The sequence below is a fragment of the Leptothoe spongobia TAU-MAC 1115 genome, assembly GCF_018739885.1.
Lineage (GTDB): Bacteria > Cyanobacteriota > Cyanobacteriia > Phormidesmidales > Phormidesmidaceae > Leptothoe > Leptothoe spongobia.
In genome coordinates this window covers 66,334-79,933 of the sequence record NZ_JADOES010000005.1, presented here as the reverse complement: position 1 = coordinate 79,933, position 13,600 = coordinate 66,334, and the positions used below count along the sequence as shown (strand labels likewise).

Annotated in this window: 10 protein-coding genes; 7 read left to right on the top strand and 3 right to left on the bottom strand. The window is 47.0% G+C overall.

Features of this window, described 5'->3' with window-relative positions; genetic code table 11:
- Positions 1-100: 100 nt before the first annotated feature.
- Positions 101-967: an Npun_F0296 family exosortase-dependent surface protein gene (locus IXB50_RS04120; protein WP_215607673.1), complete on the top strand. Its 867-nt coding sequence runs from the start codon at positions 101-103 to the stop codon at positions 965-967.
- Between the two features lie 79 nt (positions 968-1,046).
- Here IXB50_RS04120 and IXB50_RS04115 read toward each other — a convergent pair whose 3' ends face one another.
- The gene (locus tag IXB50_RS04115; protein WP_246564079.1) at positions 1,047-1,694 is read right to left on the bottom strand and encodes a type I restriction enzyme HsdR N-terminal domain-containing protein; all 648 of its coding nucleotides are present in this window, start codon (positions 1,692-1,694) and stop codon (positions 1,047-1,049) included.
- Positions 1,695-1,879: 185 nt separating this feature from the next.
- On the opposite strand from IXB50_RS04115, the gene ilvC reads away from it, so the two are divergent.
- From ilvC to dinB, 5 genes are all read left to right on the top strand, one after another.
- Positions 1,880-2,875, top strand: coding sequence for a ketol-acid reductoisomerase (gene ilvC / locus IXB50_RS04110; RefSeq protein ID WP_215607672.1), 996 nt, complete (start codon positions 1,880-1,882; stop codon positions 2,873-2,875).
- Between the two features lie 286 nt (positions 2,876-3,161).
- Positions 3,162-5,246, top strand: coding sequence for an atrophin-1 family protein (locus IXB50_RS04105; RefSeq protein WP_215607671.1), 2,085 nt, complete (start codon positions 3,162-3,164; stop codon positions 5,244-5,246).
- An 86-nt stretch (positions 5,247-5,332) separates the two neighbouring features.
- Positions 5,333-5,818 (top strand): hypothetical protein, encoded by a 486-nt coding sequence (locus IXB50_RS04100; RefSeq protein ID WP_215607670.1) that lies wholly within the window; start codon positions 5,333-5,335, stop codon positions 5,816-5,818.
- A gap of 42 nt (positions 5,819-5,860) precedes the next feature.
- Positions 5,861-6,538 (top strand): DUF4114 domain-containing protein, encoded by a 678-nt coding sequence (locus IXB50_RS04095; protein ID WP_215607669.1) that lies wholly within the window; start codon positions 5,861-5,863, stop codon positions 6,536-6,538.
- Between the two features lie 102 nt (positions 6,539-6,640).
- Positions 6,641-7,699 carry a DNA polymerase IV gene (gene dinB / locus IXB50_RS04090; RefSeq protein WP_215607668.1) on the top strand — a complete coding sequence of 353 codons (1,059 nt, stop codon included), beginning with the start codon at positions 6,641-6,643 and terminating at the stop codon, positions 7,697-7,699.
- Positions 7,700-7,740: 41 nt separating this feature from the next.
- Here dinB and IXB50_RS04085 read toward each other — a convergent pair whose 3' ends face one another.
- Together IXB50_RS04085 and IXB50_RS04080 are read right to left on the bottom strand one after the other, a co-directional pair.
- The gene (locus IXB50_RS04085) at positions 7,741-10,023 is read right to left on the bottom strand and encodes a GumC family protein (RefSeq protein ID WP_215607667.1); all 2,283 of its coding nucleotides are present in this window, start codon (positions 10,021-10,023) and stop codon (positions 7,741-7,743) included.
- Positions 10,024-10,081: 58 nt separating this feature from the next.
- Positions 10,082-11,518, bottom strand: coding sequence for an SLBB domain-containing protein (locus IXB50_RS04080; protein ID WP_215607666.1), 1,437 nt, complete (start codon positions 11,516-11,518; stop codon positions 10,082-10,084).
- Positions 11,519-12,286: 768 nt separating this feature from the next.
- Between IXB50_RS04080 and IXB50_RS04075 the strand changes: the two genes are divergently transcribed.
- Positions 12,287-13,573 (top strand): glycosyltransferase family 4 protein, encoded by a 1,287-nt coding sequence (locus IXB50_RS04075; protein ID WP_215607665.1) that lies wholly within the window; start codon positions 12,287-12,289, stop codon positions 13,571-13,573.
- The last annotated feature ends 27 nt before the right edge of the window (positions 13,574-13,600 follow it).

Genomic DNA, 13,600 nt, shown 5'->3' with positions numbered 1-13,600 from the left:
GCCCCCTATTGGTGATACTGATCACAAGCCTGTAGCAGGAAGCACATCTGCAGCATCCAGGTTAAATCGTTCACTCAGTATCAAATAAAGTACTCTTACCATGAAGCGTATTTCTCAGGTTTTGCTAGCTGCAACCGTTACTGTATCAACTTCCCTAGCAGTTGCACCCCTGGCTCAAGCAGAAGATTTCGATGATACTTCTTTACCTATTTATAGCGAGTTCACCATCGATAGCATTACGGCTAAGGTGACTAAGGGTCTCAACCTGACCGATGACCCCAACGGTTCTCTGGGTGCATTTTCCGACTTCTACTACAAAGAAGGGATTGTCAATATCGACTTTAACGATCCTAGCGAGCGTCAGGCCGTTGCCGGTAAATCTAATGCTTATACCTTCGGTGATGAGTCCGTGGTATTTACCTTTGATAAAGCCCTAGGTAGCAACAGAACAAATGTCAAAAGTGATGTATGGGCACCTACTGGCGCTAATGCCGAGAGAAATACCTCTGATTATTTGGCTGTCTTTCAAGGTAATTCGGTCACTGTTGATTTAGCGAATAGTCTCAACTACTTCGGCATGAACTGGGGAGCCTTGAGTCCTGAGAACAAGTTTGAATTTTTGCAAGTTGACGACCAGGGCGTTGAAACCAGCCTGGGTCTGTTTGACTACAATAATGTCTTTGGTTCGAGTGACTCTAAGCTGCCTACAAAAGCAGCCCATCATAATAACGAGTACAACGGTTTTGTACATTTCTACGCCAACGAAGCAGAGGGTCTGTTTAATCGCATCAAAATTACCCAGAACGGTGGCGGTGGTTTTGAAACGGATAACTATTCCTTGCGCTTTAGCGACCAGTCCTTTGATTTTGAAGAAGGTACAGATACAGCTGAAACGCCTGAACCCGGCGCTTTGTTAGGTCTAGCCATCTTCGGTAGCATGATGCTACGTCGTCGTTTGCTGGCATAGAGACTTAACCACCAGTAATAGACTTTGTATTCACCTTTTAACCTGTTGGGCTTTGATATTCAGAGCCCAACAGGTTATTTTATGCGTCCTCTGACTGTTTTCTTGTGGCTACTTGTCCTAAATGCCTTAGGGTACGAGTGACCTGCTGCAAGTCATCTTTGCGATCTAAGGAAAAAGTATGGGATAGGCTGTATTGCCAGCCATTTTGGTTAGTCAACTTGAGGAATTGAAACTCACTACCATTAGTGACAAAACCAAAACTAATGGGCTGGGCGTTTCCCATCATGTAGGCCAAAGTTTGAGGAATAGCTGCTCTCAAGGAGTAGTAGCTACGTTTAGCTTCGATTAAGATGACCCAGAATTTAGGTTGAAAAACCAGGATATCAATTTGTCCCCGTACGGTTAGTTCACCGTCTTGGGAGATTAAATCGATAGATTTTTCAGCCGCGATATAAAACGGTGGGCGATAGAATCCTGCAAGTTTTAAGAGCGGTGACAATATGACTAACTTAACGACAGGTTCAAGTAGGTCATATCTAGCTAGATGAAGGTATTCCTGTTTGACTTCTTCAACCGTCTCTATTTCACGAGTCGTTAGCTCAGGCATACTATCTTGCCATTCTGGAAATGCTGTACCAGCTGTATCCGCAACTAGGCCAAAATCCTCCGCAAGTTGTACAAGGGTTATTCTATTAGCCTGAAGAGTTTCCACCATAGAAGCGAGCATCAGTAAACCTGGATGTTCACACTATAGCGCTTGTATTTAAACACATATCCCTAAAGACTCTAGTGTATGAATGCTTACATCGACGGATGGTTTGGTAGGATGAAAGGCTGCACAACCGGTCCAGATAAGTCGGTGCTGGATCAGGATTGATCACCTACAGCCGCAAATCAAGGAGAGCTTTCATAATGGCCCAGATGTACTACGACAGCGACGCAAATCTAGATTTACTCAATGGTAAAACCGTTGCCATCATCGGTTATGGTTCCCAGGGGCATGCCCATGCCCTTAACCTCAAAGACAGCGGCGTCAACGTCGTTGTGGGTCTTTACGAAGGCAGCCGTTCTACCGCCAAAGCAGAAGCAGAAGGTCTGACCGTTAAGCCTGTGGCTGATGCAGCGGCAGCGGCAGACATGATCATGATTCTGCTACCGGACGAAGTCCAAAAGACTGTCTACAAAGAGAGCATTGCCCCCAATCTATCGGCGGGTAACGTTCTGGCCTTTGCCCACGGCTTCAACATTAACTTTGCCCAGATCGTTCCCCCCGCAGATGTGGATGTGGTGATGATTGCGCCTAAGGGGCCTGGCCACCTGGTTCGTCGTACTTATGAGCAAGGTCAAGGTGTGCCTGCCCTGTTTGCCGTTTTCCAAGATGCCTCCGGAAAAGGCCGTGATATGGCCATGGCCTATGCCAAGGGCATCGGCGGTACCCGTGCCGGCATCCTAGAAACCACCTTCCGCGAAGAAACTGAAACCGATCTATTTGGTGAGCAGGTGGTTCTGTGCGGTGGCCTTAGTGAACTGATCAAAGCCGGTTTTGAAACCCTGATCGAAGCTGGCTATCAGCCCGAACTGGCTTACTTTGAATGTCTCCATGAAGTCAAGCTCATTGTTGACCTGGTGGTTGAAGGTGGTCTGGCCAACATGCGCTACAGCATTTCCAATACAGCTGAGTACGGTGACTACACTCGCGGGCCACGGATTATTACTGAGGACACCAAAAAGGAAATGAAACAGATCCTCAAAGAAATTCAAACCGGTCAATTTGCCCGTGAATTTGTTCTAGAAAGTCAAGCTGGAAATCCAGGTTTTAATGCCATTCGTCGTCGTGAAGCTGAGCATCCTATCGAAGAAGTCGGCAAGGATCTACGGGCAATGTTTAGCTGGCTAAAGAAGGTATAAACCTGAATTCTTAGGATGAAAATCTGAATGGAATAGCTAAGGGCGAATGCCCACTATCCAGATTTTATAAGCGGGAAGGGGATTTAAATCCCTTCCCGCTTATGCTATTTATTAATCATTAATAATTAAGGATTTTCATTTATCAAAGTATTTGGGTCCATTGCTATTTTTTTAATCCCATTTGGGAAGCGTAATGAAAATAGCCCCAATTTAGTAGCTATTAAATTAAGATAGCCGCTGTCATGTTTTAGAGCTCATTAAAGAGGTTAGCTAGAGGAGTAAAACCGTGATCAAGCCCTCTGATAAAGTCCTAATTGGTTGGATAACCCTATTCACTGCCTTTGCCTCAACAAATTTAGGACAGGTTAGTGCTAGTGAGTTAAGCACAACAGCTACCCCTGAGCCGTCAGCCAATGACAGTGCTACTGATTTAGCCTCTACTGAACAATCGGACGCCGTTGCAGCGGGCAATGCTGCTGTCGCTATCAATGCCGAAAGCATTGCACCAGAGAATGAAGTTCAACAGCCTGAATTTAGTCCCCAGGCCATTGCTGAAGTCGCTTCTGAGGTCCCGGTCTCCCAGGAAACTAGTACGACACCTGTGTCTTTGGCATCACCGCCGCTAGAGTCACCAGTGGTGCCACCAAATGACAGTAATGACACTACTGCTAAGCTTGAGCATTTGGTGGCTACTGCGACCAAGCCATTGCCTGGTGCATCTGTGCCTCAGGCTGATCCGGTGTCGCCTGATCAGGCTACTAAGTTTGATCATTTAGACCCGTTAGTCACTAAAGCCGCTCAGCCATTAACGGTTGCTCCAGTTCAGACTAATAATGGCACCGATCAGCTTGAACAATCGGAGCCTGTGTTGGAGATTTCGCCGCCACCACAGGCTCCAACACAGTCTGACAGCAGTGCTACAAAGCTGGAGCATTTAGTGGCTACGGCCACTCGTGAGATCCCTACTCATAGTTCTCTATTAGATAGAACAGAGCAATCAGCAGCAGCATCCCAAACAGCTACCCCTAGTATTTCTAGTGAGTCGACGGTCACGGCAAGTCACCCATCGGCTAGTCCAGAGGTTAATATACCGACGGGAGCATTGCCAACAGCCCGAGTGATTTCGCCCGATAGCGCTGTGGTAGAGCCTTTGGCTATGGCTGATGAAATTGTTAGCCCGGCCCCCGTCGCAGTGGATGAGATTTCTAGCGACACAGGTGGATCTGAGGTGATTGCAACCACCACCGCCCGTCGTCCATTGCCTGTTCTCACAGAGATGCCCACAGGGGCATTGCCCACAACGCGGGTAATGTTGCCTGATCCCCCCCAGGCCGCAGTTGAGAATGAGTTGAGAGATCATGGATCTCCTGAGGTGGGGTTGCCCCATAGTGGTGACAGTAGGGCAGATGCAGCCTCCATTCAGGCATTAAAAGCGCGTGTGTCGCAAGCTCTTGCCGCAGCGGATACGGTGACTCCAAATGGTGCTGTGCCTGGGAGCCTTGCTATGACTCCTAATACTGCATCTGTTGAAATAACAGTCTCAGGTTTCGATTCTGAAGCGTCTGAGACTGAGACTGTTGTTGACACGGCTCAGTTGCCTCTAGAGCCGCCTTTGCAGAACCTGGATGCTCCGAGTCAAGCGGAAGTTGATGAATTGCTGCGAGAACTTGAACAACCTGGTGCAACGGTCTCCAGACCTTATCAAAGTTCTCCAGCCATTACGATTTCTAATCCTTCTGGTTTTGGTGCTGACAACTATACGGCGTTTGTCGGCGTTGGCTACCAGGAAAGAACTCGCTTTGGCAATGAAGATGATGGTGGTGCTGTGATTGGTATCGGTTTAGGGGATGCCCGTGAAAATGTGGGAGTGCAGCTGTCCTATACAGTAGCCAGTTTTGGCGGCAGTCGAGATTTTGGTGCCGGTGGCTTTAATGCCAAGGTACACAAGCGTTTGACTGAGAGTTGGTCCGTTGCTTTGGGCTGGGAAGGATTTATTACCACCGATTCTCCTGTGGACTTTAAAGACTCGATTTATGGGTCTGTTTCCCACTTGATCCGCACGCGGGAAAGTATCACCGAGCCCTTTAGTCGCGTTGCCGTGACTGCCGGGGTGGGGAATGGTCGTTTTCGTACGGAAGATGATGTTTTTGATAATCGAGATAACGTTAACGTCTTTGGTAGCGTGGCTGTGCGGGTAGTGGAACCTGTCAGTGCCATTGTGGAGTGGACTGGTCAGGACTTAGCTGCAGGGGTCTCAATTACGCCGTTTAGAGATTTACCCCTGGTGCTGTTACCTGCGATTAGAGATATTACTGGGGCAGGGGACGGCTCCCGATTTGTACTCGGTGCTGGCGTTTCATTTCAACTTTGAATGTAACGATTTGAAATGTATAGGTTTGAAATCAAATGGTATTACAAAAGTCGCTAACATCAATGGGCATCTTCTGGAGACCTCTGTTGGCAAGTGTGGTTGCGATCGCACCCCTAATGCACCCATCCATCGGACTTGCCCAAAATCAATCTGACGTCACCGGTTCCAATATGTCCGATGTCACGGGGCCTAACTTATCCGATGTGACTGGTCCCAACTTATCCGATGTGACTGGTCCTAACCAATCAGATAACACAGGCCTCTTAGGCGATCCTATTATTGGTAATGCCGATGAAGAAGGACGCTTATCTGACTTCTTCCAGGAATTTTTCAATGAGTTTGGTGACGAGTTGGGCATTGACCCTAACGTAAGTCTGGCGGAGCAATTAAGACAGGCCAAGCTAGCCTGTGAGGACCAATCGGCAATTCGACGTTTTGCCCGTGAACCGGGAGCTAATGCTGAACTTACACCCGCCTGTGCTGAGTTGGGCCGTTTAATCGAATTAGCCCAAGAGGCCTTAGCTAACCAGGGTAATAATCAGCCTGCCGCAGTAAATCGGCGTATCTGGTAGTTAGTATATTCAAATAGTTTAATCATAGCCCTTACATCGAAAATGAGTGGATACTTTGACTTTTTTCCCCTGCGCCAAACAGCCATAGGGTTGACCGTCACCGCTGTTGCGTTGGGGGGACTGCCTGCTGCGACCCAGGCGCAGGAATTCTTTGGCAATCAGGGTATTCGATTAGCAGTCGATACTGTAGTTGAGTTTGAGTTTTTGGAGTCCAACGGCAGCTATCGATCTGTTTTTGGGATTATCAACTTAGAAACTGGAGAGAAGTTTCCACTGTACGGAGAAGTTAAAGACTCCGATGTGCCCCAACCGGTCAACAAACCTTCAAGTTATCAAGATGATGCGGGGCCTCAAAACCAAAGTGATTTTTACGGTTCTCCCGGTGATACGATTCCTAGACCCCTAGGAGAATTTCGATTTGCCGCCAATACTGACTATAGCTTTTACTTGGAGTCTTCTTTTGGCAGTCAACCGGCAGGCACACTGTATTCAACCAGTAACTTAAATGCTGGGAGTCGTGACTATGCAAGATTTGAAGGACCCTTAGAAGATGTGATCAATGGTGGTCTGTTACTCCGTTGGGAGGATACCGGCTCACTGTTAGTGGGTGATATCAATACTGACTACGATTATGATGATTTTATTATTCGTGTTGGTGGACATTTACGGTGGGATGATCCCGAAGACGTTATTCCAATAGAAGAGGTTCGCACTAATTGATCAATGTGTGACAACCACTTTTTGATTTCAACCCTGAGGGCATCCCAATTCCAGCTGGGGTTGTTATAATAACTTGCTCTTATGTAAGGGCCTCTACAGGCCATGGACTTTCGCAAAATCCTCCATATCGATATGGATGCCTTTTATGCGTCCATTGAGCAACGTGACCATGCTGAGTATCGGGATAAGCCGGTCGTGGTGGGAGGACGGCCAGAGCAACGTGGAGCGGTGGCGGCGGCTAGTTATGAGGCCAGACGCTATGGCATCCATTCGGCGATGCCGTCACGGATTGCGATCCAGCGCTGTCCCCATGTGATTTTTGCTCGGCCTCGGTTTGATGTGTACCGTTCGGTATCGGAGCAGATTCGGACCATTTTTCGGGACTATACAGATCTGGTTGAGCCCTTATCCCTGGATGAGGCTTATTTGGATGTGACTGGCTGTGAGTCTGCGATCGCAACGGCCAAACTCATCAAGCAACGCATTGTCGAAACCACTCGGCTCACTGCCTCGGCTGGCGTCTCCATTAATAAATTCTTAGCCAAAATGGCCTCGGATGTGAATAAGCCCGATGGGTTGTACGTCATCTTGCCAGAGGATGCCATGGCCTTTATCGCCACCCTCCCCATCGAAAAATTTCACGGTATTGGTCCAGCGACTGCCCGCAAGATGAAACAGCTAGGGATTGAGGTCGGGGCTGATCTACAGTGTTGGAGCGAATCTGATCTGGTGGCCAACTTTGGCAAAGTGGGGCGTCACTATTTTCGAGTGGCCAATGCCCAGGACAGCCGTCAGGTGAATCCCAACCGCATTCGTAAATCCGTTGGTGCAGAACGAAGTTTTGCCGAAGATCTCTGCACCCTGGATGCCATGTTCGAGGCTTTGACCGTGATCGTCGACGATGTGGAGGCCAGGCTGCTAAAGGCCAAAAAAATGGGCTATACCCTCACCCTCAAAATTAAATATGCTGACTATCGTCAAATCACCCGTAGTCGTACAGTAACCCTACCCATGCACCAGGCGGCAGAGATGGGACCCTTGGCTCAAGCTTTGTTGGAGCATCATTTGGAGCCCCGGCCTCGGGTGAGGTTGTTGGGGGTTGCGATCGCCAATTTAGTCTCAGCTAAGGACTTAGGCTATCAACAGCTGTCTTTGCTTTAGCCCAACTGCGATAGACATGGGAATGGAGAAATCAGCCATGCCTATTTATGCGATTTAAAGAAATCAGTCAGACTGAGACCCTCTTCGCGGGGGGAGGTTGATCCATTGCCATTGCTACCGTTTTTTTCATGATGGGCCAGTGGCTTATCTTGTTCCTGCTGGGGGGTTTCATAGCCATAGCTATAGTATTTATAGCCTTTGCCATCGGGGATGACGCCGTTGGCCACCAGACCCAGGACGGGGATTTTGGCAAAGCGAATATTTTCAATGGTGTGACTGAGGATATCGCGATCGCATTTATTTACCCGCGATACCAGGATCACTCCATCTGTATGGGGTGCCACTAATGTTGTATCGGCCAAACCCACTAGTGGAGGTGCATCATAAACAATCAAATCAAACTCTTTTTCCAAATCAACCATTAACTGCTGCATCCGTTTAGACGACAACAGTTTGACCGGATCCGGCGGAATACTACCCGCTGTCATTGCATAAAACTCAATAAAAGGCATTGCCCGCTGCAACACAGATGCCTTAGTTGCATTACCAGATAGTAAATCGCTTAATCCCTTTATATTCTCTAGCTCTAAACGTTTATGAATGACCGGTCGTCGCAGATCAACATCCACTAAGAGAACCCGTTTACCCATCGTGGCCGCTGTTTGAGCCAGGTGTTGAGCCACCGTCGATTTACCTTCCCCCGACATGGAGGAACTTAAAATAATTGACTGAATTGGTCGCTCGGCCCCTAATAACAGTAGGTTGGTCTGTAACAACCGCATGGACTCTAAAAATTGCGACCCCCCATAACCATAGGGACCCAGGCCATGGTTCCGTTGTTGTGAATATCGCTTTAGCCAATTTCCCAAACCGTTACCAGTTGCTGTCCCAGCATTATCAAACTCAGCTTGATAGGGAACGATGCCTAATAGCGGTAATTTCAAAATAGCCTTAAGCTCATCCACTGTGCGGCAAACGCTATCCAGTTTCTCTAGCGTTAGTGCAGTACCCACGCCCAATAGAGAACTTGCCACCAAACCTAACACCAGATTTCGGAAAACGTTTGGTGAAATAGGGAGAGTTGGTTCTAAGGGAGCCTCAATTAACTCCCAAGGAATTTCTGTCTGGGCAGCTTCAATTTGCAGCGTCTCTCGAGTTTCCAAAAAGCGGCTTAATGCCCGTACCGCAATTTCCAGTTCACGCTGTAGATCACTATATTCCCTAGCCAATGTAGGCAGCTGGATTAAGGTATCTTGCAGCTGTGTCTCGGCTGTATTTAACGTAGAGCTTTGATCTTCTAAAACCTGGATATCATTAATTGCCCCAGCCGAATGAGCACTCAAAACTCGCTGGGCTTCTGCTTCAATAACGGGTAATAACAGCTCCCGTTTTTCCCGTAACACCAAAATCTCAAGGCTATCAGGCTGAAACCGCGTTAAACCTGCCGCAATATCGGCTTCAATCTGCCGTAGATCCTGAATCAGCTGCTGATAAACAGCAGCATCCTGTAGAGCAGCCTCACTCCCCTCAGAAGATGCCAATAGATCATAGTTTGTTTGCGCCCGAGCCAGCTGGCGATCAACTTCCAGCCGCTGAGTACTCAGTTCTTCGGAACGCCTTGCAATTTGCTCGTTCTGGGTAGTTGGATCAATAAAATTGTGGGTCTGACGAAATATCTCTAGCTGACTTTGCAACTCATCGACCTTGCCCTCCAGCTCTGGCAACTGCTTGTTTACAAACTGAATACCTTGCCGTAGATTAGTTTGGCGCTCTTTAAGACTATATTCGAGATATACATCAGCCAAAACATCTAATGTTTCTTTGATTTTTTCTGGATCTTTACCCCGGTAGAGAACCTCTATGATTTTTGTTTCACCGACACGTCTAATGGTCAGGTATTCTAAAAACTTTTCATAGTCTAGATCGGGGTCTGGATCAATAGTTTGTAGCTCTGCCAGGACCTGTTCTATGAGCCCCGGACTCCGTAGTACCTGCACCTGAGTCTCATAGTCTAACCCAGAGGATTTACTCGGTAATGCATCTCCCAGTAAATCACCAAAGTCCTTAACCTGATTATCTGCATTAACCGGCTCTACTAAAACCTGGAAGGTGCTCTCATAAATAGGCTCTTGCAGCAGAGTATGGGCGACCACTGCTCCCATAACACCTGCTGCGATGCTTACAATCATCACAGCCCTTCGACGTAACACCGTAAACAGCTGATGCAGATCAAGATCATCATCATCCCAAGGCATTTGGGAGAACGGCAGCCCCTTCCAATGCCCTTCGGCAGATGTACCATTGCTTGTTGCTAAATTATCCATCGACCCAGTGACGTCTAAAGGTTAAATATTGCCAAACACTACAGGATGACACCATGTACTAGTTCGCAAAATTCAGGATAGGCAAAATCTGTAAAAAAGGACTCAATAGGACCCCGAGATTGTCTGCAAAACTTGCCGCTGTACTTGGATCAACAACAACAATATCGTTATGCTGCACAATCGGATTATTCTCAGCATCTAATCCTTGAGCTAAGTCAATCTCAATAACTCGGCGAGTAACCGTACCATTGGGATTGAGCCGAATCAGCTCAACGGTTTCTTCCTTAGCCCGTCGATTAAAGCCACCAGCTGCTAACATCGCCTGATTGAGTGTGGTATTGGCTGCTACGGTGACTGTCCCCGGTTGCTCGACTTCTCCGACTACATTTACACTAATCGTGTCAGGTGACAGATTGGTGGCAGTCAGTCTACTAATCTGTTCTGGATTCGCCGCTACTGCCGTCGGGACAACAATGGTATCGCCTGCCTGCAGCACCAGATCTTGACTATTTTCACCAGCTTCTACCAACTGCCACAGGTCAAGAGAAATAGTTTGACTATCACCAGAACGAGCTGTGCGTTTAACCTCAACCCTATGCAGGTCTGCCAAGGGCTTAATTCCACCTGCTAAACGTAGTGCCCGTGTCACAGTTAGTCTTCCAGGCTGTTGTACCGTGTTAGCTGTCGTGTCATTACCCACAGTCACCGATTGATTCGATGCGCTGCGGGAGGCGTAATTGTAAGTACCGGGACGAAACACTTCACCCACGACTACCACACTTATAGCTTCCTCTTCGTCAGTGGCTAGATTCGATACTGCCAGTTGATTTGAGGCCCGTAGATCGATTGCACTGGCCTGGCTAATGGTAATGGAATCGCCATCACGAAGAGGAATATTCTGTAGCAAATCGCCCTGGCCAATTAACATTGACAAGTTGCTGACAACATTTTGAGTATTGCCGTTCTCCACATTACGCTGCACCTGCACCTGCTCCAGGTTTGCAGACTGGGTCATGCCACCTGCTAGTTGAATCGCATCCACTAATGTGGGAAATTGACCTGTTTCATCCACTGAGATGGTGTATACACCGGGCTGATGAATCTCTCCAGTAATGGCAATGCGTAGCTGGCGTGGTGTGAGCAAGCTAACCGTGATGCGGGGATAACGCACATTGGCACTATAAGCATTGCTAATCGCTTGTTCTGCCTGAGGGATTGTGAGCCCTGCAATTGCTAACTGGCCAATGGCTGGCAAATTTACTTTTCCATTAGCCAAAACCCGTTGCTCACCTGCATATTCCGGCACATTAAAAACATCGATACCAATTAAATCGCCAGGACCCAAGAGGTAAACGTCGTTAGGGGAGGTAACGCTTGTTGAAGTCGGCTCAGGCAATGGCGCGACATTAGCAATAACTGTTTTCGCATTAGCGAAGACAGTGCCGAGTACGATTCCTGCAACTACTAAACGCGTTAGCGTTGAAACACTTGTCATAGCGGTAGATAGAGCCTTGAAAAACCTATAAGCCATGACTTATAGGTATGGGCTAGTCTTAACATCCACAAGAACACATTGACTAGAGCGAGAACGGATTTTTTCTAGCCGTAGCTTTAGGCAGAAACAATACTCTAAAAACTCTAACTAAGACTCATATTGCAAGCCTAACTTCATTAAAGTTTATATTTTGAATAGGAGCAGTTTTGCATTTAACCATAGATATGCATAGCAAATGTTTGTCCTATGGGAGTTCTCCTGCATGACTATCCTTTGGAGTCAGGCAGCTGTGAACGTTCATCTGTCGCAGTAATATTGGCTCACAAGGTTTTTTATAAATAATGTGGTGCAAATCCCCGAGTGTCTGTTAATGTTGCTCCTAACTCTGGCTATGTCTTCTCATATCTTCATTTGCTAGTGTTGTTTCATTGTCCTGAATAACGACAGTATGTTGGATGAAGATATAGGTGTGCTGTTCATGTTTGTTAGCAGTGAACAGTTTGGCCATTGCTTAGGGTAGATTTCACCTGGCTTTTGGGTGTATCGTTTATTCAACTTTTATTTGTATGGCTAGCAGTCATAAATTGACCCTAGCAGTTATATTGAGCGATTTATCTGTATTTTCTAATCACTCCAGCCTATGGGTTTGATTTTCTAGCGATCATGGTATCTAGCGCACATATCCTAAGCACTCCTTTAAACGCTTGTCACTTAGATTAATCAGTTACAGCGGCTTTTTTTATCGTTTCCATTTTGGCGTCTACAACCATGGTACTTGGCAAACGGGATATCTCTTCTGACACAGCTTACTTCGTAGACTTAGCAGAGACGCGGTCAGTTCGGCAAAAGGTGAAACTGATTACACAGTTTTTTGCTCCCGATTATGCGGCAACGGGGCAACTACTGGATGAGCTGGTTAGGCAGTTAGCGAAACAGGGGATGCCGATAGAGGTGTTTACGGGGCAACCGGGATATGCGTATGGAGATGCGATCGCGCCTAGCCGAGAGTCATTTAAGAATTTAAAAGTCTATCGTTCGCGCGCAACTCAACTCTGGTCTAACCGAATTAGAGGAAAAGCCATCAATGGTTTATTGTTCGCTGCTCGGGCTTTTTTGCACTTACTGCGCCACGGCTGGAAGAAAGATCAGGTCCTGTTGTTAACAACAGCTCCTCCTTTTTTACCAGTGGTTGGCTATCTCGCTAATTTACTATTTGATACTCCCTATGTCGTTATTTTGTATGACCTATATCCAGACATTGCAGTGGAATTAGGCGTAGTGAATTACAATCATCCAGTTGCAAGATTATGGCGTTGGCTTAATAAGCTAGTGTGGCGTCGAGCTAAATCCCTAGTAGTATTGAGCCCAGCTATGAAGGAACGAGTACTAGGCCATTGTCCCAAGATCGCTCATAAGGTAGAAGTTATTCATAGTTGGGCAGATCCAGAGCTCATAAAACCTATTTCTAAAAAAGATAATTGGTTTGCTCATAAACATGGCTTAGTGGATACCTTTACTGTGATGTATTCAGGCAATATGGGGCGTTGTCACGATATTGACACTATTTTCGAAGCTGCTAAGCTACTGCGAGATGAACCTATCAAGTTCGTCTGTATTGGGGGTGGAGCAAAACGAGAGAAGCTGATAGAAAGTGTGCGGTTTGAAAATTTAACCAACTTTTTGTTTCTGCCCTATCAGGATAAGAAAGATATTCCCTACTCAATGACAGCATGTGATGTTTCCTTAGTTAGTGTGAGTAAGGGGATGGAGAGTTTGGTGGCTCCGAGTAAGTTATATCCAGCGTTGGCAGCGGGAAGGCCAATTGCGTTGATTTGTCCGAAGGGGACTTATTTGGAAGAGCTAGTTCAGAAAGGTGCTTATGGGTCTTCATTTAGAAATGGAGACAGTGAATTGCTAGCCCGATTTATACGTTTACTAAGCACTAATGCTGAGCTTGTGGAGCAGATGGGCAATCGAGGCAGATATGAGATGACAACCTCTTTCACGCCTTATGCTATCGGGCAACAATATATAAAAGCGCTAACTAAGCAATAAGCCTTCAAAAACCTTCTTCAGGGGAAA

Excerpts from the sequence above, each read along its gene's own strand:
- IXB50_RS04120 (WP_215607673.1), top strand. The coding sequence starts at position 101 with ATGAAGCGTATTTCTCAGGTTTTGCTAGCTGCAACCGTTACTGTATCA.
- IXB50_RS04075 (WP_215607665.1), top strand. The coding sequence starts at position 12,287 with ATGGTACTTGGCAAACGGGATATCTCTTCTGACACAGCTTACTTCGTA.
- dinB (WP_215607668.1), top strand. The coding sequence starts at position 6,641 with ATGGACTTTCGCAAAATCCTCCATATCGATATGGATGCCTTTTATGCG.
- IXB50_RS04085 (WP_215607667.1), bottom strand. The coding sequence starts at position 10,023 with ATGGATAATTTAGCAACAAGCAATGGTACATCTGCCGAAGGGCATTGG.
- ilvC (WP_215607672.1), top strand. The coding sequence starts at position 1,880 with ATGGCCCAGATGTACTACGACAGCGACGCAAATCTAGATTTACTCAAT.
- IXB50_RS04095 (WP_215607669.1), top strand. The coding sequence starts at position 5,861 with ATGAGTGGATACTTTGACTTTTTTCCCCTGCGCCAAACAGCCATAGGG.
- IXB50_RS04115 (WP_246564079.1), bottom strand. The coding sequence starts at position 1,694 with ATGCTCGCTTCTATGGTGGAAACTCTTCAGGCTAATAGAATAACCCTT.
- IXB50_RS04080 (WP_215607666.1), bottom strand. The coding sequence starts at position 11,518 with ATGACAAGTGTTTCAACGCTAACGCGTTTAGTAGTTGCAGGAATCGTA.